The organism is Nocardia sp. NPDC060255 (assembly GCF_042727395.1).
Lineage (GTDB): Bacteria > Actinomycetota > Actinomycetes > Mycobacteriales > Mycobacteriaceae > Nocardia.
The window spans coordinates 280,524-301,190 of the sequence record NZ_JBHXAU010000002.1; the positions used below are offsets into that span (position 1 = coordinate 280,524).

Below are 20,667 nucleotides of genomic sequence, written 5' to 3' on the forward strand. Positions count from 1 at the left end.
GAGGGGCTATGACCGAGGGTCGCGCGCAATTCGGCGTGCTCGGTGCGGTGGAGTTGGTGATCGACGGTGTCGGGCAGGCTCTCGGTGGGCCCAAGCAGCGGGCGGTATTGGCGTATTTGGTGATCAACGCGAATCGGCCGGTGTCGGTGGAGGCGCTGGCGCAGGCGGTGTGGGAGGACAGCCCGCCGCCGGATATCCGGGTCAGCCTGCACACGATCGTCTCTAATCTGCGAAAGCCGTTGCGTGACAACGGCATCGATGCGCGTTCGATATTGGCGCAGGTCGGTCCGGGCTATCGGGTCACGGTGGCCGAGGGTGCCAGCGATGTGCAGCGGTTCCGGGAGCGTAAAGAAGCAGGGTTGCGCGCCCTGAGCGCGGGGCAATTCCGGATGGCCAGTGAGTTGCTGACCAGTGCGCTGGGCCAGTGGCGCGGGCCGGTGCTCGCCGATCTGCGCGGGCTCGGTTTCGCCGACGCGTACGCCACGGTGCTCGACGACGACCGGCTCAGCGCCATCGAGGCGCGCGCCGAGGCTGATATCGCGCAGGGCCGCGCCGATGTCGTCGTGTCCGAACTCGCGCTGCTGGTCGGCGAATACCCGCTGCGCGAACCACTCTGGGCACAATTGATCACCGCCCTGTACGTGGACGGCCGCCAGTCCGACGCGCTCGACGCGACCCGCAGACTGCGCGCTACCCTCGCCGACCAGCTCGGCATCGATCCGAGCCCGCCGATCCGCGAGCTGGAAGCGCGGATCCTGCGCCAGGATCCCCTCGACAGCCGCGTGCAGGCCGCCGCGGCCTCGATCGGCGCGACGACCATCGTCGAGCAGAGTGCCGGCGAGCAAACGGCGTTGCTGCGCGAACGCTCCGGCCAGACCTACACCGTCTCCGGCACGGTCACCCGCGTCGGACGGCTGCCGGACAACGACATCGTGCTCGAGCACGGCAAGGTCAGTCGGCATCACGCCGCGATCATGCACAACGGGATCACCTATCTGATCAAGGATCTGCTGTCCTCGAACGGGATTTACGTGGACGGGATGCGGATTGTCGACGCCGCCGTGCTGATCGACGGGGCGGTGATCCGGATCGGAGACTACGAGCTCACGTTCACGCTGGTGCCGTTGGATTCGGCGGGCTGAGAGTCGGCCGTTGGTGGGTCGTTAGTGGACCGTTGGTCAGTGGGGCGAGAGTTGGTCTCAGCCGAGACCGGCTGGTCAACACCTGGACCGCAGACATGGTCTGCACCCCCGTTCCTCGCCCCCAGCGCGCACTGCCCGTGCGCTGGGAATCCGCGGCGGTGGTCGGTTTCGGCGCTCTCTTTTATGGACGGCTGTTCAGCGCAGCGAGGTGGGGCGCGCGGACGGCGAGCTGGTTTGCGTTGGGCGGGTTGGGGTTGGGGTGGTTCGAGTCGGGGTTGTGGCTGTGGTCGGCGGTGTTGTTGTTCGCTGGGTGTAGGGCTGGACCGTTGTCGGGCGGCAGGACACGGACGGGCGGGGCGGCGACGTCGAAGTGGTTGGGCGGGTGGTGACGGTTGACTGCTTCGAGGTGGAAACTGTTGTCGGGGTGGGGGTTCGGGGTGTGGTCGTCGGCGACACCGATACGGTCGGGCGCGGGCTGGTGGTCGGTGTCGGCGTGGTTACGCAAGGGTCTGAAATCGGCGATGGCGATGGCGATGGCGATGGCGATGGCGATGGACAGAACGTCGCGCATGGGAGCGGCGTGCGGCCGCCGATATCGATCGTCACCTCGATCGATACCTCGATCTTCGGTGGCGGCGTTGTGTACGAGGGGGTCGGCACGTCCGTTGTGTACGTGGGCGTCGGCAGGTCCGTCGTGGTGGTAATCGGCGGGTCGGTTGTGATGGGCACGTCAGTCGTGATCGGCGGGTCAGACGTCACCGGCGGGTCGGCCGTGATCGGCGGGTCCGGAGCAGGCGTGGTGTCCAACGGCTCTGTTATGGGCGCCGCCGGGTCCGGTGAGTCCGTCGGCGGCACGGGGTCCAGCGGCACGATCGGCGGATCGAGGGGAGTCGTCTCCGCACCGGGCGTACTCGAACCGGGATCCACCGGAGCAGCATCCCCGGTCGTAGTCGGCACCGCCGGAACAAGCTCAGCCGATTGGTCGCTCGTCGGGTCAGGCAGGCTGATCGAGAGCGCCGACGAGTCACCGGTCGTGTTCGGATGCGCTGTGGTCTGCGCCGCCGACCCCGAAATCAGCAGCCCGGCCACCACTACCAGCGATCCGGTGATCGGGCCGGATCTGCGCATGGTTCGGGCCGACAGCCACCACTTTCCGAGCTCTTCCTGAATTCCGAACACCGTGTGAAGCATGGCACGATGGACGGCACCCGGCGCTCCCCAGTCGATTGGGGAACTGGCCCGTCACGGGGTGACGATGGCGAAGTTCGGGTCCGGCTTGTCGAACAGATCCTTGAGTCTCTTCAGCGCCATGATGTCGCCCTCGACAGCGATGTCACCCTTCAGCACGGCCGCTTGAAAATCTTGACCGGCCAACAGAGTTCGCGCCAGCGCTCCCCTGGTCAGCGTGATCGTCGCGTCGGCGGCGGGTAAGCCGTCGTTCGGGCTGCGGTCGTAGTGGATGAGCACACCGTTGCGAAGTTCAGCACGGTGCAGGCGATCGTTGTCGTCGCGGAAGCGCCAGTCCGACGTGATGGTGGCGTCCCACGCCTGGGGGCCGTTGATGCGCAACGACATCGCGTCGAAAGCCTGGTCGACGGTGAGCGCCGCGAGCAGACCGGCCGACGAGCCCGAGGTCGGTGTGCCGAAGGGACCGTTGCGCAGTTCTGTGGCACCGCTCAGGTAGAAGTTGCGCCAGGTGGCGTTCTCCGAGCCGTAGGCGAGCTGCTCGAAGATGCCGGCCTGCAAGCGTTTCGCGGTGTTGTTCTGCGGGTCGGCGAAGATCACGTAGTTCGCCAGTTGCGTGGCCCAGCGGTAATCGCCTGCGTCATAGGCTTTTTGCGCCTTGTTCAGCACATCGACGGCACCACCCATCGCCTCGACATGCCGTTTGGCCGACTCGACCGGCGGATGTTCCCACAGATGGGCGGGATTGCCATCGAACCAACCCATGTACCGCTGGTAGATGGCTTTGACGTTGTGGCTCACCGAACCGTAGTAGCCGTGCGTGGACCAGGATTTCGTGATCGCGGGCGGCAGCTGCAGCATCTCGGCGATCTCGCTGCCGACGTAACCTTGGTTGAGCAGACGCAGCGTCTGATCATTCAAGTAGGCGTACATGTCTCGCTGAACAGACAGGAACTCGACGACCTTGTCGGTGCCCCAGATCGGCCAATGATGCGAGGAGAACACCAGATCCGCGTTCCGGGCGTACAGGTTGATCGATTCGGTCAGATATCTGGACCACACGTGCGGGTCGCGCACCAGCGCACCGCGCAAGGTCAGCAGGTTGTGCATGGTGTGCGTCGCGTTCTCGGCCATACACAGGATCCGGCGGTCCGGGAAATAGAAGTTCATTTCCGATGGCGCCTCGGTGCCCGGCGTCAGCTGGAACACCATCCGCACACCATCGATCGTCTCCTCCTGCCCCGTCCGGGTGATATCGCGCGTCGGTTCGAGCAAGGTGATCGTGCCGACCGAGGTGGTCTGCCCCAGCCCCGCCCCGATCTGCCCCTTCGGCCCGCGCGGCAGGGCGGCTCCGTACATGTACGCCGCACGCCGCGCCATCGCCGTCCCCGCGTAAATGTTCTCCGACACAGCATGTTCCAGGAATCCTGACGGTGCCAGCACCGGACAACGCCCCGCCGCCACGTCCTCCTTCGTCGTGACCCCGAGCGTGCCACCGAAGTGATCGACATGCGCATGGCTGTAGATCAGCCCGGTCACCGGCCGATCGCCACGATGTTTCCGATACAGCGCCAGCCCCGCGGCCGCCGTCTCCGTCGACACCAGCGGATCGATGACGACGACACCCGTATCACCTTCGACCAGCGTCATATTCGACAGATCCAGCCCGCGAATCTGATAGAAGCCCGGCGCGATCTCGTACAGTCCCTGCTTGACGGTCAGCTGCGATTGCCGCCACAAACTCGGATTCACCGACAGCGGACAGGGTTCCCGCAAGAAGCCGTAGGAGTCGTTGTCCCACACCACTTTCCCCGTGGCATCTTTGACGACTCCCGGTTCGAGCGAGGCGATCCATCCGCGATCGGCATCCGCGAAATCGGTGACATCGGAGAACGGCATCGCCCCCGCGATCGCCTTGTTCGCCGTGGCGATATGCCCGCTCGGCTCGACCGGCGTCGCCGACGGATTCAACTCCGCCGAATCCCCGCATCCACTCAACCCGGCCCCGGTCCCCGCCACCGCCAACGCGGCCGCCCCGACACCGAACACACCACGCCGGGAAACCCGCGCTACCGAGCCTTTCTCTTGCTCACCGTCCACGTTCGCGCTCCCATCTCAGACTCGCACGACAGATCGACCGCCGCCGGGCACGGCCGACCCTACCCACTATTGCAGTCAGACTGCAATAGTGGGATCATGTGATGGGATGAACCCCATGAGTGAGGCGATCCGACCGCGGCGGCGACGCAACCCTGAACAAACCCGTCGCGCCATCGTCGACGCCCTCCTGTCCCTCGTCATCGACAGCGAAACAGACCCCACCACCAAGAGCATCGCCACCCGGGCAGGCGTCTCCGAACGCAGCATCTTCGTGCACTTCCCCGGCCGCGACGACCTCCGCATCGCCGCCGTGGACCAGCAATCCGCCGACGTCGAAGCCCTCATCGAACACCCCGACCCAACCCTCCCCCTCGCCGAGCGCATCGACGCGGCGGTCCGCCAGGGTGCGGCGATCTTCGCACTCCAACGCAATCCCCGCGTCCTGGGCCTACTGGAATCCCAACGCATCCCAGCCATCGACCAACGAATGCGACTGACAGACAACCGAATCCGCGATGCCCTGGCCCAAACCTTCGCCCCCGAACTCCCGCACCACGACCCCCGACTCGACCTCCTCGAAGCCACCCTCGCCTGGCCCCTCCGCCACCACCTGATCGATCGCCGAGGCCGCTCCCCCGAGGCGGCCTCCGCCGCTATCCGACAAGCCGTCCAAGCCCTACTGACCCAGCCACATCAGCCCTGAACAACAGCGCCGATCAGTTGCGTGGACGGAGGTGGTGGCGGCAGGTAGGGTCTTGCCATTCTGATGAGGAGATCGGGCATGAAAATCGTTGGGTTGCTGGCTATTGGGGTTGCATTGGTGCTTTCCGGATGTAGTTCGTCGGGGGGTTCGGACGCGAAACCGAGTAGTCCTCCGTTGAATGCGGAGGTGCGCGGAAAGTCGTGCCAGAACTATCTGCCGGTGCTCAGCAAGCTGAAGGAAGTCAGCCAGGAGTCGGCGAATAAGACTGCGGAGGAGACGATTACGATGCTGCCGCAGTCGGCGCAGTGGTCCGCACTGAGCGAGGTAGACCGGCAATCGACGATCGCCGGAATCCGGGACGCAGCCACGGGGAAGTGCTAGCGCACGGCAGAAGCACGGTTCTCAATTTCGCGCACCGAGAATCGCATACGATTTACGGTGCGGGAAATCAGAAGGCGTGCGGCGGGTTAGTGGGAGCCGCCCTCACGGCCATGCGCGCGCCGGTGCAATGCCAGTTGGATTTCCAGTAGCAGGCGATCGGCAGGATCGGTGAGGTCTATGCGGAGGATCTCTTCGACCCGACGGATGCGGTAGCGCAACGTGTTCGGGTGGATCTGCAGGGCGGTGGCGGCGTTGCGGACGTCGCCGTGCTCGCGCAGATAGCTGTCGACGCTCTCGCGCAGATTCGCCGAATGCTTGCGGTCGTAGTCGGAGAGCGCGCGCAGCCGAGGGTCGTGCAACTCGGGCCGAGTACCGACGAGGTCGAGGATCTCGCCGAGCAGCACGGCGGTGCGCGAGTCGGCGAGGGTGGTGACCCGCCCGCGTGGATAGGTGGCGACGGTGCTGTCGAGCACGCGGTCGACCTCGCGCCGCGCGTCGGCGACACCGCTCAGGTCGGGCACCGGACAGGCGATGGCCGCCCGAAGTGCCAGCGCGCGTTTGGATTCGAGCTGCTCGACCAGTTGGCGCGTCCACGCGGTGACAGCATGCGCGGCCTTATAGCTGGGCAGCAGGACATAAACGCGGTCACCGAGCGTGGCCGTCACCGAGTCGTTCCGAAATGAGCTGGCACGCAAGCGAAGCATGTTGCCCAGCGCGGAAGGCTCAGTGGCGGGCGCGGTTTCGGTGGCGGTGAGCGCGAACCCGACCACGGCGGCCGGACCGGTCAGCGGCAGGTTCAGCGCACTGGCCACCGATGCGACATCGACCGAACCGCCCGCACCGAACAGTCGCTGCACCAGCAACGCCTCGGTGGACGGCGCATCGAGACTGCGCGAAATGAGCCGAGCCGCAATGGCCGACGCCCCGCGCAGGATCTCGGCGGCATCGGGTTTGAACGGCTGATCCCCCTGCTGCAACCAGATGGTGCCGAGCACCCGCGGCGCCCGCGCGGCACCGTCGGCGGGATGCCGGACGCTCACCGCGAGCCTGCGTTTGATGTTCAGCTCTTCGGCCGCCGGCACATCGATCACCTCGTCGGTGCGCCGCAACCGGTCGAACACCCCCCACTTGCGCAGCACCGCCAGGTACTCGCGCGGCCCCTCCCGGCCCAGGATCGACATCACCCGCATCTGGTCCGCCGCCTCGTCCGAGGCGGAATACGCCAGCACATGCGACTGCGGGTCCTCGATCGACACCATGCCACCCGCGTTCTGCGCCACGATCTGCGCCAAACCGAACAGGTCGATGTCCGCGGCAACAAGCCCACTATCAACAGCCACGACTACGCCTTTCGGCCAACTCGACAACACACTCATCCCATCTTTGTCCTTTTAGCCCATTTCCCGCGTACTTTTCCGGTGTTGACTTCGGCTCACCTCAGTTTCAGAGCGCTTGCGAGCCACGAATGTGCGAGGCCGCATTGCCACATCCAGCAGGAGGAACTATGGACGCCATCGTGTCCACACCGCGGCCGGTCAACGAGCCCGTCGGCACGTTCGCCCCCGGTAGTGCGGAACGTACACGGTTGCAGGCGAAACTGGCCGAGCTCGGCGCGACCCCGACCGAGGTGCACCACGTTATCGCGGGCGAGCACCGGCGCAGTTCGGGCAAGACGATCAAGGTCGTGCAACCGCACAAGCATGCCGCCGTGCTCGGCACCCTCACCACCGCGAAGCCCAGCGACGTGCAGGACGCGATCACCGCGGCCACCGACGCGGCCCCCGCGTGGCGCGCACTTTCGTTCGAGGACCGGGCCGCGGTGTTCCTGCGCGCCGCCGACCTGCTGGCCGGCCCGTGGCGCGAAACCATCGCCGCCGCAACCATGCTCGGCCAGTCGAAGACCGCGTACCAGGCCGAGATCGACAGCCCGTGCGAGCTGGTCGACTTCTGGCGCTTCAACGTGCATTTCGCGCGGCAGATCCTGGCCGACCAGCCGATCTCCTCCCCCGGCGTGTGGAACAAGGTCGAATACCGTCCGCTGGACGGCTTCGTCTACGCGATCACCCCGTTCAACTTCACCGCCATCGCGGGCAACCTGCCCACCGCACCCGCGCTGATGGGCAACACCGTGGTCTGGAAGCCCGCCATGACCCAGTCGGTCGCCGCGTACTGGACGATGAAGCTCCTCGAGGCGGCCGGTCTGCCGCCCGGTGTCATCAACCTGGTGAACGGCGCGGGCCCCAAGGTCTCCGACGTCGCGCTGGCGGATCCCCGCCTGGCCGGCATCCACTTCACCGGCTCCACCGCGACGTTCCAGCACCTGTGGCGCTCGGTCGCGGCGAACATCACCGACTACAACTCTTACCCGCGCCTGGTCGGCGAGACCGGCGGCAAGGACTTCGTCGTCGCGCACAGCTCGGCCGATCCGGAGGTGCTCACGACCGCGCTGATCCGCGGCGCGTTCGACTACCAGGGCCAGAAGTGCTCGGCCGCCTCGCGCGCGTTCATCCCGAAGTCGGTGTGGGCCAAGATGGGTCGCGAGTTCGTCGACAAGGTCGCCACGCTGAGCTACGGCGACGTCACCGACTTCAGCAACTACGGTGGCGCGCTGATCGACAAGCGCGCCTTCGACAAGAACGCCGAGGCCATCGCCCGCGCGAAGGCCACGCCGAGCCTGTCGATCGCCGCGGGCGGGCACGCCGACGACTCGGTCGGCTACTTCGTCGACCCGACCGTGCTGCTCGGCGAGGATCCGGCCGACGAGGCGTTCAGCACCGAGTACTTCGGCCCGATCCTGTCCGTGCACGTCTACGACGATTCGGCCCGCGGCTCCTTCGAGCAGACCCTCGACCTGGTCGACAAGGGCTCGCCGTACGCGCTGACCGGCGCGATCATCGCCGACGACCGCACCGCGATCGCCAAGGCGACCGAGGGCCTGCGTTTCGCCGCGGGCAACTTCTACATCAACGACAAGCCCACCGGCGCGGTCGTCGGCCAGCAGCCGTTCGGCGGGTCGCGCGCCTCCGGCACCAACGACAAGGCAGGCTCGCCCCAGAACCTGCTGCGCTGGACCTCCGCTCGCACCATCAAGGAAACGTTTGTCCCGGCGACCGATCACCATTACCCGCACCAGGAGCTCTGATGGCCTTCTCTGCTCTGCTGCGCCCGGCAATGCTGGCCGCGTCTCGCTCGCCGCGCATGGAACGCACTATCACCAAAATGCCGGCGACCAAGAAACTCGTCGACCGGTTTGTCGCCGGTGACTCCGCCGATCAGGCGGTGGCCGCGGTCGAGGCGCTGCTCGGCTCCGGCCGGTACGTCACCATCGACTACCTCGGCGAGGACACCACCGAGATCGAGCAGGCCCGCACCACCGTCACGCACTACCTGCACATGCTCTCCGCACTGGCCGACCTCGATGTCAGGGCAGAGACAGAATCCGTTCGGCCGCTGGAGGTTTCGCTCAAGCTGTCGGCGCTCGGCCAGTCGCTGCCGCAGGACGGGCACGCGATCGCGCTCGAGCACGCGCACCGGATCTGCGCGGCGGCGGCCGAGGCGGGCGTGTGGGTGAACATCGACGCCGAAGACCACACGACCACCGACTCCACCCTGGGCATCGTGCGCGAACTGCGCCGCGACTTCCCGAGCCTCGGCACCGTGTTGCAGGCGTACCTGCGGCGCACCGAGGGCGACTGCCGGGACCTGTCGGGCTACGGGTCACGCATCCGGTTGTGCAAGGGCGCCTACAAGGAACCGGCCTCGGTCGCGTTCCAGAGTCGTACCGAGGTCGACTCGTCGTATCTGCGCTGCCTGCGCGTCCTGATGCTCGGCGACGGCTACCCGATGGTCGCGACGCACGATCCGGCGCTCATCGAGGCCGCGCAGCGGTGTGTCGAGACGACGCACCGTAAGCCGGACGAGTTCGAGTTCCAGATGCTGTACGGCATCCGCGACACCGAGCAGCGCAGGCTGGTCGAGGAGCGGAACCATCTGCGGGTCTACGTGCCCTACGGCGACCAGTGGTACGGCTACTTCATGCGCAGGCTGGCCGAGCGTCCGGCCAATGTCGCGTTTTTCCTGCGCTCACTGAAGCCGGGTAGCCAGCGGTGACGGACGGCGGCCGCACCGCATAGCGCGCGGCCGCCCGTCCGGTTGGCCAAGCACGCTGAACAATATTTGGCCAACTCGCCGATCACAGTCGTGCTGTGGTCGTATTTAGTAACCACAGCTCGAAGTGTGATCTGCGTTACGCATTGTCGCGTGGCGCGGAGGACGAAAGGAACAACATGTCCATCGCGGAGTTGCGCGGCCAAATGCTGCGCCGCAAACCCATGGGGCAGGTCGATGACGAGGGCCCTGCCGATGAACAGCTGTCGCGGTCGCTCGGCCTGTGGCAGCTGACGGCGATCGGCGTCGGTGGCATCATCGGCGCGGGCATCTTCACGCTCGCCGGCGCGGTCGCGCACTCCGTCACCGGTCCTTCGGTGCTGATCTCGTTCCTGATCGCCGGTGTCGCCAGCGCCGCGGCGGCGCTCTGCTACGCCGAGTTCGCCGGGATGGTGCCGAAGGCCGGTTCGGCCTACACCTACGGGTACGTCTCGCTGGGCGAGATCGCGGGCTGGTTCATCGGCTGGGATCTGCTGCTGGAGTACATCGCGGTGGCGGCGGTGGTCGCGATCGGCGTATCCGGCTACTTCCGCTTCCTGCTCGGTCAGGTGGATATCACGCTGCCGGACTGGATGATGGGCGCGCACGGCACCGGAAACGGCCACGTGGTGGACGTTTTCGCGATGCTGTTCTGTCTCGGCACGGCGTGGCTGCTCTCCCGCGGCATCAAGAGCGTCGGCCGGTTCGAGACCGTCGCGGTGGGCATCAAGGTGGCACTGGTGGTGCTGATCGTGGTGCTCGGCGTGTTCCACATCGACAGCTCGAATTACACGCCGTACTTCCCGTTCGGCCAGGGCGCGGTGTGGACCGGCGCGGCCACCGTGTTCTTCGCGGTGTTCGGTTACGACGCGATGAGCACGGCTGCCGAGGAGTCGACCGACGGCAAGAAGCATCTGCCCAAGGCCATCCTCTACTCGCTGGCCATCGCGATGGTGCTATACGTGCTGGCGACGCTGGTGCTGACCGGCATGCAGAAGTACACCGAGATCAGCCCGACCAGCGGCTTCTCCACCGCGTTCGAATCCGTTGGCATGCCTGGCATCGCGAACATCATCGCGATCGGCGCGATCGTCGGCATCGTGACCGTGGTGCTCACCTTCATGCTCGGCGTGACGCGCGTCTGGTATGCGATGAGCCGCGACGGGCTGCTGCCGGAGTGGTTCGCCAAGACGCATCCGGTGCGCAAGGTGCCGACCAGGGTGACCTGGATCGTCGGCATCGGCGCCGCGGTGATGGCGGGTCTGCTGGATATCACCGTGGTCGCCGAGCTGACCAATATCGGCATCCTGATGGCCTTCATCGTCGTGTCGGTGGCCGTGATCGTGTTGCGGCGCACCAGGCCCGACGAGCCGCGCGAGTTCAGGCTGCCGTTCATGCCGGTGGTTCCGCTGATCGGCATCGGCTTCTCGCTGTACCTGATCTGGTCGCTGCCGTGGCAGACCTGGGTGCGGTTCCTGGTCTGGCTGGTGGTCGGGTTGGTCGTGTACTTCACCTACTCGCGCACGCATTCCAAGCTGGAGCGCACGGGTTCGGCGGATACCGCCGAGGTCGCCTGAGGAATTCCGAGGGGCACTGACGCCAGTCCCTCGGGCCGGTTGGGTGGGTTGGCCGAATGGCCGACCCACCCAGCCTTGTTTCCGGGCAGAAAGTGATACTCGGCTGGCATCAGTCGATATCGAAAGGGTGTTGGACAGGCATCAGTCCAGCGCCTTAGCCTTCTGACACGTCACACGGAGAGTGATCCACCCCACACTCGCCGCTGGACACAGGAGGACTGATGGTTCGAATTCTGATCACCGGTGCGGGCGGCGGCATCGGCACACTGATGCGGCCGCGACTACGTCGCCCCGATCGCATCTTGCGCTTACTGGATCTGACCGAACTCCCCGCTCCCACAACCGATGAGCAGGTCGAGATCGTCACCGGGTCACTCACCGACGCTGACACCATGGCGGCGGCCTGCCGGGATGTCGCTGCGATCATCCATCTCGGCGGGATCAGTCGCGAGGACAGCTGGGAGCGGGTGCTCGCGGCGAATATCGATGGGACACATACGGTTCTGGAGGCCGCCCGGCAGGCAGGCATCTCGCGGGTCGTGCTGGCGTCGAGCAATCACGCAGTGGGATACCGAGCGGTCGGCGAGGCCGGACCGGATGGCATTGCGGGCGAAGCACCCTCGCGGCCGGATACCTACTACGGGTTCAGCAAAGCGGCGATCGAATCGCTGGGCAGTCTCTATCACTCCAGGTTCGGCATGGACGTGATCTGCATCCGGATCGGGTCGTGCTTCGAGCGGCCGAATGATGTTCGCGGACTGTCGATGTGGCTGTCGCCCGACGACGGCGCGCGATTGTTCGAGGCGTGCCTGAGCGCGGAAAGTCCCGGCTTCAAGGTGATTTGGGGCGTGTCGAAGAATACTCGCGCGGTCGTGTCATTACAGGAGGCCGAGGCGCTCGGCTACCGCAGTCTGGACGATGCCGAGAAATTCGCGGCGGATATCCCCGGCGGCGTGGCGCCGGCATTCATCGGCGGCGCATTTCTCGACACTCCGCTCGGCACACCGAATCCGCTCTGACAGCGGAGCTCTCTGCTGTGGCACCGGTACTCGAAACGCATAGCGCGATACCGAGTTCGCATCACGTTTCCCCGTAATACCGCCCGCTCAGCGTGTGACGCTGAGGGCACTTGCTCGACCGCGAAAGAAGCGCAGCACAATGCCAGATAAATCCACGGTGCAGGCCCGGAAATCGGCCCTCGGCACCAATGTTCATTTCCTCTATTTCTTCGGCGCGCTCGGCGGCATCCTGTTCGGCTACGACCTCGGTGTCATCTCCGGAGTGCTGTTGTTCATCAAGGACGCCTGGGAGCTGACCTCGGTGACCAAGGGCGTGATCGGCGGCTGCCTGGCCGCGGGCGCGATCATCGGCGCAGCCATCGCGGGCCGGATCACCGATCGGCTCGGCAGACGGCGCACCATCATGATCGCCGCGGTGGTGTTCGGTATCGGCGCGCTGGGCTGCGCGGCGGCGCCGAATGTGACGGTGCTGGTGATCGCCCGGTTCATCACCGGAATCGCGGTCGGTTGTTCCTCCGCGACCGTGCCGACGTATCTGTCGGAGCTGGCGCCGACCAGGGCGCGGGGCGCGCTGTCGACCTTGAACCAATTGATGATCGTGTCCGGCATTCTCATCGCGTACATCGTCGACTGGGCGTTGTCCGGATCGGGGAACTGGCGCTTGATGTTCGGTCTCGCCGCGATTCCCGCCGTGGTGCTGTTCGTCGGCCTGACGGTGCTGCCGGAAACCCCGCGCTGGCTGGTGAAGGCGGGCCGCGAGGACGAGGCGCGTGCCGTGCTGGCGGGCACCCACCGGTCGAACGAGATCGACGCCGAACTCAACAGCATCCGCGCGGTCAACCAGTTGGACGTGCAGCAGAAGGGCCGCCTGCGCGACCTGTGGGCGCCGTGGGCCAGGCCCGCGCTGGTCGTCGCGCTCATTCTCGCTGTCGGCCAGCAGTTCTCCGGCGTGAACGCGGTAAACCTCTACGCGCCAACGATGTTCACCGATCTCGGCTTCGGCAACTCGACCTCGCTGCTGGCGGCCATCGTGCTTGGCGTGGTGAAGGTGGCGTTCACCGCGTGGGTGATCTTCGTGGTCGACCGGTGGGGTCGTAAACCGCTGTTGCTGCTCGGGAATGTCTGTATGGCGTTGTCGCTGTTCCTGCTCGGCGTCATCGTGCTGACCGTGGACAATCACACGGTCACCGGGCTGACCACGCTGATCCTGCTCAACGTCTACCTGGCCGGTTACGAACTCGGCTGGGGTGCGGTGGTCTGGGTGATGATGGCCGAGGTCTTCCCGCTGCGCGTGCGCGGCGTCGGTATGGGTGTCGGCAGCGTGGTGTTGTGGAGTTCGACCTTCGCCATCACCTTCCTGTTCCCGGTGATGAACGACCATCTCGGCCTGGCCAAGTCGGCCTGGTGCTTCGCCGGTGTCAGCGTGGTGTTGTTCGTGCTGGTGCAGCGGTTCGTGCCGGAGACCAATGGGCGCAGCCTGGAGCAGATCGAGCTCGATCTGCGGGCCAGGGTCGGCGGGCGCGCCACGGAACAGGCGTGATTCGGGTGCACACGGCCGAGATGTCCAGCGTTGTCTATGTATCCAATGCCGACAGTCGCGAGATCTCGGTGCTGCGGCTCGACGCCACCGGCGTGCTCACGCCGGTGGGGTCGGTCCCGGTGGACGGGACGGTGATGCCATTGGCGATCAGCCCGGACCGCCGGTTTCTCTACGCCGGACTGCGCTCGGAACCGTTCTCGGTCACGGCTTTTGCCATCGACCCGGCGACGGGCTGGCCGACACTGCTGTCCACCACGCCACTGCCGGACAATATGGCCTACCTCGCCACCGACCGGTCCGGGCGGTTCCTGCTCAGCGCTTCCTACGGCGGCGACAAGATCGCGGTCAATCCGATCTCATCGAACGGCACGGTGGCGGCACAACCGTCCGAGGTCATCGGCACTGCGCCGCACGCGCATTCGATCGTCGCCGATCCGTCCAATCGCCAGGTGTTCGTTGCGGTGCTCGGCGGGGACCACATCCTGCAGTATCGGTTCGACGCCGCCTCGGGCAGGCTGATGCCTCACCACCCCGCGGCTGTCGGAACCGAACTCGGTGCGGGACCACGACATATCGTCTTCCACCCGAGCGGCCGCATCGCCTTCGCGACGAACGAGCTGGACGGAACGCTCAGCAGCTACCTGTTCGATCCACCGACCGGCACACTCACCCCGATGTCTTCGATATCTGTACTGCCAGAGGGCTTTTCCGGCAGTCCATGGACCTCGGACGTGCACGTCACGCCGGACGGCCGCTATGTCTATGTGTCCGAACGAACTTCGGACACCCTCGCCGGATTCCGCGTCGACGGCACACCCGGCGCGCTCGAACTTCTCGGGCACACCCCCACCGAGACCCAGCCACGCGGCTTCGCCATCGATCCGCACGGCCGCTTCCTGGTGGCGGCGGGCCAGAAGTCCCACGCGATCACGAGCTACGCCATCGACCACGACACCGGCGCGCTCACGGCACTGCGGCGGGTCCCGGTCGGCCGCAACCCCAACTGGGTCGAGATCATCGACCTGCCCGCCGCATGACCCGGCATGTCGATGACGCCCGCCCGTGGCTGCGCGATTACCCGCATCATCGCCCCGAGGCGGGCAGGCTGGCAGCCATGGTCTCACTGGAACAGGTGCGCGGGTTCGTCATGGTCGCCGACGAGGGCAGCTTCCGCCGCGCGGCGGAGCGGCTCCGGATGACCCAACCGCCGTTGAGCAGGCAGATCCAGAAGCTCGAGCGTGATATCGGGGTCGAGCTGTTCGACCGCAGCCAGCGGCAGGCGCAGCTGACCCCGGCGGGCGAGGTGTTCCTGATCGAGGCGCGCAGGCTGCTCGCGCTCGCCGAGGGCGCGCCGGGCACCGCGCGGCTGGTCGCGGCGGGCGGCGCGGGCACGGTGCGGATCGGCTTCACCGCGGCGTCCGGTTTCGGCTTCCTCGGCCGGTTCCTCAATCATATCGAACAGGGCCTGCCCGGTGTCGAGGTGGTGCTGCGCGAGATGGTCAGCTCGGATCAGTTCGAGAACCTGCGCAGCGGCAAGCTGGACCTGGCGCTGGCCCGGCCGCCGTTCGATCGCACCGAATTCGACTGTGAGCTGGTGCATTCCGAACGACTCATGCTCGCCCTGCCCGACGCGCATCGGCTCGCCGCCGACGGCCCGATCGCGGTCGAGGAGCTCGGCGGCGAAACGCTGCTGGTGTACGCGCCGGGACCGGCCCGCTATTTCGCCGATCTGGTCGCGGGAATCCTTGCGGCCGTGCCCTATACGTCGACGCACGAGCTGACCCAGGTGCACACCATGCTGGCGCTGGTCGCCGCCGGCCGTGGCCTGGCACTGGTGCCGGAGACGGCCAGTCATCTCCATCCCGATGGCGTGCGGTTCCGGCCGCTGGACAGCGTCGACGATCCGGTTGTCCTGTACGCGGTGTGGCGGCGCACCTGCGCGAACCCGGCGTTGCCGCGGGTCGTGCGGTTACTCGACTCGCTACCTCCCGCTCAGTGAAAGGCATCCGCTCAGTGAAAGGAACAGAATGTCCCATCTATCCGCTGAAGAACTAGGGCCCGCACTGGGCCGAGGGCTGTTGTCGTTCCCCGTTACGCATTTCGACGCGGACCTCGCGTTCGACGAGGCCGCGTATCGCAAGCACATCGCCTGGCTCGCGCAATACGACGTCGCCGGATTGTTCGCCGCGGGCGGCACCGGCGAGGGTTTCTCACTGACGCCGTCCGAGATCGATCAGGTGGTGCGGGCGGCGGTCTCCGAGACCGGCGGCCGAGTACCTGTCATCGCGCCCGCCACCGCGGGCACAGCAGCCGCCGTCGAGCAGGCCCGAGCGGCGGAAGTGGCCGGGGCCGAGGGCATTCTGCTGCTGCCGCCGTATCTGACCGAGGCAGGCCCGGAAGGCCTGATCGAACATGTCGCCACGATCTGCGCGGCCACCTCGCTCGGCGTCATCTTCTACAGCCGCGCCAACGCCACCTGCAACGACGTGACCTTGGCGCGAATGGCCGAGCGCTGCCCGAACCTGGTCGGCTTCAAGGACGGTGTCGGCAATATCGAGACGATGACCCGGATCTACGCGCGGCTCGGCGACCGGCTCACCTACATCGGCGGGCTGCCGACCGCGGAGACCTTCGCCCTTCCATACACCGAAATGGGCGTCACCACTTACTCTTCCGCGATCTTCAACTTCATGCCCGAGTTCGCGCTGGCATTCTACCGCGCCGTGCGGGCACGGGACCGGGACACGGTCTATCAGCACCTGCGCGAGTTCGTGATCCCCTATCTCGACATCCGCGATCGGCGGCCTGGTTACGCGGTCTCCATCATCAAGGCCGGGCTGACGGCGATCGGCCGTCCGGCCGGTCCGGTGCGACCGCCGCTGACCAACCTCACCGAGGACGAACGCGCCGAACTCGGCACGTTGATCCGGACCGTCACCGGAGCGGACGCGGCATGACCGGCGCGGCAACGCTGGACACCATCACCGGAGTCACCCTCTCCTCGGTCACGCTTCCCCTGCCGACCGGAATCAGCGACGCCAAAGTGCTGACCGGTCGACAACAGCCGATGACCGAGGTGGCGGTGCTGTTCGCCGAGATCACCGCCGCATCCGGGTTGGTCGGCCTCGGCATCAGCTACTCGAAAAGAGCAGGCGGCCCTGCGCAATTCGCGCACGCCCGTGAGCTCGCCCCCGTGCTGCTCGGCGCGGATCCCAGCGACATCGCCAAGATGTGGGACAAGCTCATGTGGGCGGGTGCGTCGGTCGGTCGCAGCGGGCTCGCGGTGCAGGCGATCGCGGCCTTCGATATCGCGCTATGGGATTTGAAGGCCAAGCGTGCCGGGCTGCCATTGGCCAAACTACTGGGTGCCCACCGGGATTCGGTGCGCTGCTACAACACCTCCGGCGGATTCCTGCACGCGCCGATCGAGGAGGTGCTCGAACGGGCGACGGAGGCCCTGGCCGGCGGGATCGGCGGCATCAAACTCAAAGTGGGACATCCGGACAGCGCCGTCGACCTGGCGCGGGTCACGGCGGTGCGGGAGAAGCTCGGCGACCGGGTGCCGTTGATGGTCGACGCCAACCAGCAGTGGGATCGGGCGACCGCGCGCCGGATGTGCCGGGCGTTCGAACCATTCGGGTTGGTGTGGATCGAAGAACCCTTGGACGCCTACGATTTCGACGGCCACGCCCGGCTCGCGTCGGCCTTCGACACTCCGATCGCGACGGGCGAGATGCTGACCAGCGCGGCCGAGCACGCCCAGCTCATCCGGGCGGGCGGGGCAGGCGTCGTGCAGCCCGACGCGCCACGGATCGGCGGCATCACCCCGTTCCTGCGGGTGCTGGCCATGGCCGACAGCGAAAACCTGCAACTGGCCCCGCATTTCGTGATGGAAGTGCACGTCCACCTCGCCGCGTCGTACGCACGCGAGCCCTGGGTCGAGCACTTCGAATGGTTCGATCCGCTCTTCGACGAGCGCCTCGAGATCGCCGACGGACGAATGCACCTGTCGGCCCGTCCCGGCCTCGGCGTCACGCTCAGCGACCGAGCCCGCGCCTGGACCGTCGCCGAATACTCGGCCCGCGCCTGATCTTTCGGAGGAATCATGGACACCGACCCGAACAACCTAGCCCGAATCATCGACGCGGCAGCGGAATCCGCCGTCGCGCTCGCCGACGCCACCCCGGCCGACCGCGCGCGCTGGCTCGCACACGCCGCGGACGCGATCGATGCGGCGGCCGACGAGCTGGTCCCACTCGCCGCCACGGAAACACATCTCCCGGAAAACCCGCGCCTGCGTGGCGAATTGGCGCGCACCACCTTTCAGCTGCGCCTGTTCGCCGAGGTGCTGGCCGATGGCGAGTTCCTGCGCGCGACTGTCGACCACGCCGACCCGCAGTGGCCGATGGGCCCGCGACCGGATATCCGCCGCAGCGTCGTGCCGATCGGTCCGACGCTGGTGTTTGCCGCGAGTAACTTCCCGTTCGCGTTCAGCGTCGCGGGCGGCGACACCGCCTCCGCACTGGCCGCAGGCTGCCCGGTCGTACTCAAGGCGCACCCCGGGCACCCACGGTTATCAGCGCGCACCGGAGCAATCGTCCGCGAAGCACTGATCGAGGCAGGCGCGCCGCACGGCATCTTCGAGGTCATCCACGGCATCGACGCCGGCACCACCGCACTGCGCCACCCTGCCATTGCCGCAGCAGCATTCACCGGGTCGGTGCCGGGCGGACGGGCCCTGTTCGACGTAGCGACCGCCCGTCCCCGGCCGATCCCGTTCTACGGCGAACTCGGCAGCGTCAACCCGGTCGTCGTCCTGCCGGAAGCCGTCCGCGCGCGCAGCCGCCAGATCGTGGCGGGTTTCCTCGGCTCGTTCACCCTCGGCGCCGGACAGTTCTGCACCAAACCCGGCCTGCTGCTGCTTCCCGCAGGCCATGGTCTCACCGACGCACTCCGCACCGCCGTTCGCGACGCACCCGGGCAACGGCTGCTCAATGACCGCATCGCCGACGGTTTCCGAGCGCGAGTCACGAACCTGCGCGAACACCCCACTGTCACAGCGCTTTCCCTGCCTGACATCGAGGCCGACCTGCTGGCACCGACGTTGTTGCAGGTGTCCGCCGCCGACTTCCTCGCCGGAGCAGAGCTGCTCCACCAGGAATGCTTCGGTCCCGCCGCACTGATCGTCGAGTACGCGAATTCCGCTGAGCTACAAACACTTCTCGTAGCGCTCGAACCAGGTCTGACCGCCACGGTTTTCGCAGAGGACAGCGAGATCGAGGCGGTCCGCCCGCTATTGCCCGCGCTCACCGCGCTCGCCGGACGCCTGATCTGGAACGACTGGCCGACCGGCGTAACAGTCACCTGGGCCCAACAACACGGCGGCCCCTACCCCGCCACCACCGCGCCCACCACGACCTCGGTCGGCACCGCCGCCATCGACCGGTTCCTGCGCCCCGTCGCCTGGCAGGGCTTCCCCGACAGCCTGCTCCCGCCCGCCCTACGCGAGGGCAACCCGTGGCACCTCCCCCGCCGCATCGACGGAAAGCGTGACTGACCATGTCCCCTGTCATCACCGACGTCCGCCTCACCCCGATCCTCATCGCCGACGCGCCACTGCTCAATGTCGGTGGCGTACACCAGCCGTACACGCCACGACTGATCGTGGAGATCGAAACCGACAGCGGCACGGTAGGTCTCGGCGAAACCTACGGCGACCACCAATACCTATCCCGCGCAACGGAACTAGCACAGCACCTGGTCGGCATGCCGGTCTCCGCCATCAATGCGATCCGCTTGCTCGGCGCGGGCGACACCCGCCTACTCGACGACAACCCCGTCGCGGGCGGCCTGCGCGGCACGCTGACCACCGACAAGGTCCGCCTCAGCGTGATCTCCGCCTTCGAGACCGCGGCACTCGACGCGTACGGCCACGAGCTCGGCCTGCCCGTGCACGCCTTGCTCGGCGACAAGGTACGAGACCACGTCGACTACTCCGGCTATCTGTTCTACAAGTGGGCCGAACACCCCACACCGGACACCCCGATCGACGAGTGGGGCGAGGCACTCGACCCCGACGGCGTCGTCCACCTCGCCGAAAAGTTCAGCGCCCGCGGCGGATTCCGCTCCTTCAAGCTGAAGGGCGGCGTGTTCCCGCCCGAGGAAGAGGTCGCCGCGATCACCGCGCTCGCCAAGACCTTCCCCGAACACCCACTGCGCCTCGACCCCAACGGCGGCTGGTCCCTGACCACCGCGACAACCGTCGCCGAACAACTCACCGGCATCGTGGAATACCTCGAAGACCCCACCGCCCGCGTCGACGACATGGCCGAACTGCACCGCCGCACCGGAATGCCGTTGGCCACCAACATGATCGTCACCGCCATCGACGAAATCCGCCCCGCCTTCGACGCGAACGCCGTCCAGGTCGTGCTGTCCGACCACCACTTCTGGGGCGGCCTGCACGCCACCCGCGACCTCGCCGCGATCTGCCACGCCTACGGCAAGGGCATCTCGATGCATTCCAACACCCACCTCGGCATCAGCCTCGCCGCGATGACCCAGGTCGCCGCCACCGTCGCCCACCTCGACTACGCCTGCGACACCCACTATCCGTGGCAGGCCGAGGACGTCATCACCGCGCCGTTCACCTTCGCCGACGGTGCCATCGAGGTCACCGACACCCCCGGCCTCGGCGTCGAGCTCGATCGGGACGCGCTGGCCCGGCTACACGAACGCTGGCAGTCCATGCCCACCTTCCGCGATCGCGACGACGTCGCCGCCATGCGCGCCGCCGATCTCGAATACCGCCCACCCAGTTCGCCGAAATACTGAACTCCTTGTGATCCGCATCCGTACTCATTGCGAAATGGTC

General features: G+C 66.8%; 18 protein-coding genes. 15 read left to right on the forward strand and 3 right to left on the reverse strand.

What is annotated here, in order from left to right:
* Nucleotides 1-8: 8 nt before the first annotated feature.
* Nucleotides 9-1,142, forward strand: coding sequence for a BTAD domain-containing putative transcriptional regulator (locus ACFWF1_RS07085; RefSeq protein ID WP_379286156.1), 1,134 nt, complete (start codon nt 9-11; stop codon nt 1,140-1,142).
* A 181-nt stretch (nt 1,143-1,323) separates the two neighbouring features.
* On the opposite strand, the gene ACFWF1_RS07090 is transcribed toward ACFWF1_RS07085, so the two are convergent.
* Nucleotides 1,324-1,713 carry a hypothetical protein gene (locus ACFWF1_RS07090; RefSeq protein ID WP_379286158.1) on the reverse strand — a complete coding sequence of 130 codons (390 nt, stop codon included), beginning with the start codon at nt 1,711-1,713 and terminating at the stop codon, nt 1,324-1,326.
* A gap of 9 nt (nt 1,714-1,722) precedes the next feature.
* Here ACFWF1_RS07090 and ACFWF1_RS07095 point away from each other — a divergent pair, with 9 nt between their 5' ends.
* A complete protein-coding gene (locus ACFWF1_RS07095) occupies nt 1,723-2,310 on the forward strand; it encodes a hypothetical protein (RefSeq protein WP_379286160.1) in 588 nt (195 codons plus the stop codon).
* A gap of 74 nt (nt 2,311-2,384) precedes the next feature.
* Here the strand turns inward: ACFWF1_RS07095 and ACFWF1_RS07100 are convergent, their stop codons facing one another.
* Entirely contained in the window at nt 2,385-4,226 is a 1,842-nt protein-coding gene (locus ACFWF1_RS07100) for an alkyl/aryl-sulfatase (protein ID WP_379286285.1), read from the reverse strand.
* Nucleotides 4,227-4,542: 316 nt separating this feature from the next.
* Here ACFWF1_RS07100 and ACFWF1_RS07105 point away from each other — a divergent pair, with 316 nt between their 5' ends.
* Nucleotides 4,543-5,130 carry a TetR/AcrR family transcriptional regulator gene (locus tag ACFWF1_RS07105; protein ID WP_379286162.1) on the forward strand — a complete coding sequence of 196 codons (588 nt, stop codon included), beginning with the start codon at nt 4,543-4,545 and terminating at the stop codon, nt 5,128-5,130.
* 186 nt (nt 5,131-5,316) lie between these two features.
* Complete coding sequence (locus ACFWF1_RS07110) at nt 5,317-5,511, forward strand: hypothetical protein (protein WP_379286164.1); 195 nt, start codon at nt 5,317-5,319, stop codon at nt 5,509-5,511.
* An 86-nt stretch (nt 5,512-5,597) separates the two neighbouring features.
* Here the strand turns inward: ACFWF1_RS07110 and ACFWF1_RS07115 are convergent, their stop codons facing one another.
* Nucleotides 5,598-6,851, reverse strand: coding sequence for a PucR family transcriptional regulator (locus ACFWF1_RS07115; protein ID WP_379286165.1), 1,254 nt, complete (start codon nt 6,849-6,851; stop codon nt 5,598-5,600).
* A gap of 164 nt (nt 6,852-7,015) precedes the next feature.
* Here ACFWF1_RS07115 and pruA point away from each other — a divergent pair, with 164 nt between their 5' ends.
* From pruA to ACFWF1_RS07170, 11 genes are all read left to right on the forward strand, one after another.
* A complete protein-coding gene (gene pruA / locus ACFWF1_RS07120) occupies nt 7,016-8,653 on the forward strand; it encodes an L-glutamate gamma-semialdehyde dehydrogenase (RefSeq protein WP_379286167.1) in 1,638 nt (545 codons plus the stop codon).
* Nucleotides 8,653-9,621, forward strand: coding sequence for a proline dehydrogenase family protein (locus ACFWF1_RS07125; protein ID WP_379286169.1), 969 nt, complete (start codon nt 8,653-8,655; stop codon nt 9,619-9,621). Before pruA ends, ACFWF1_RS07125 begins: the two co-directional genes overlap by 1 nt.
* Nucleotides 9,622-9,797: 176 nt before the next feature.
* Nucleotides 9,798-11,234 (forward strand): amino acid permease, encoded by a 1,437-nt coding sequence (locus ACFWF1_RS07130; RefSeq protein WP_379286171.1) that lies wholly within the window; start codon nt 9,798-9,800, stop codon nt 11,232-11,234.
* A 221-nt stretch (nt 11,235-11,455) separates the two neighbouring features.
* The gene (locus ACFWF1_RS07135) at nt 11,456-12,253 is read left to right on the forward strand and encodes an NAD-dependent epimerase/dehydratase family protein (RefSeq protein WP_379286172.1); all 798 of its coding nucleotides are present in this window, start codon (nt 11,456-11,458) and stop codon (nt 12,251-12,253) included.
* A 139-nt stretch (nt 12,254-12,392) separates the two neighbouring features.
* Nucleotides 12,393-13,793, forward strand: coding sequence for a sugar porter family MFS transporter (locus ACFWF1_RS07140; RefSeq protein ID WP_379286174.1), 1,401 nt, complete (start codon nt 12,393-12,395; stop codon nt 13,791-13,793).
* The gene (locus tag ACFWF1_RS07145; RefSeq protein WP_379286176.1) at nt 13,790-14,830 is read left to right on the forward strand and encodes a lactonase family protein; all 1,041 of its coding nucleotides are present in this window, start codon (nt 13,790-13,792) and stop codon (nt 14,828-14,830) included. Before ACFWF1_RS07140 ends, ACFWF1_RS07145 begins: the two co-directional genes overlap by 4 nt.
* Entirely contained in the window at nt 14,827-15,792 is a 966-nt protein-coding gene (locus ACFWF1_RS07150) for a LysR family transcriptional regulator (RefSeq protein WP_379286178.1), read from the forward strand. Before ACFWF1_RS07145 ends, ACFWF1_RS07150 begins: the two co-directional genes overlap by 4 nt.
* 28 nt (nt 15,793-15,820) lie before the next feature.
* Entirely contained in the window at nt 15,821-16,750 is a 930-nt protein-coding gene (gene kdgD, locus ACFWF1_RS07155) for a 5-dehydro-4-deoxyglucarate dehydratase (protein WP_379286179.1), read from the forward strand.
* A complete protein-coding gene (locus ACFWF1_RS07160) occupies nt 16,747-17,883 on the forward strand; it encodes a mandelate racemase/muconate lactonizing enzyme family protein (protein WP_379286180.1) in 1,137 nt (378 codons plus the stop codon). Before kdgD ends, ACFWF1_RS07160 begins: the two co-directional genes overlap by 4 nt.
* Before the next feature lie 15 nt (nt 17,884-17,898).
* The gene (locus ACFWF1_RS07165) at nt 17,899-19,350 is read left to right on the forward strand and encodes an aldehyde dehydrogenase (NADP(+)) (protein ID WP_379286182.1); all 1,452 of its coding nucleotides are present in this window, start codon (nt 17,899-17,901) and stop codon (nt 19,348-19,350) included.
* On the forward strand, nt 19,347-20,627 hold the full coding sequence (locus ACFWF1_RS07170; RefSeq protein WP_379286287.1) for a glucarate dehydratase family protein: 1,281 nt from the start codon (nt 19,347-19,349) through the stop codon (nt 20,625-20,627). Before ACFWF1_RS07165 ends, ACFWF1_RS07170 begins: the two co-directional genes overlap by 4 nt.
* Nucleotides 20,628-20,667: the final 40 nt, after the last annotated feature.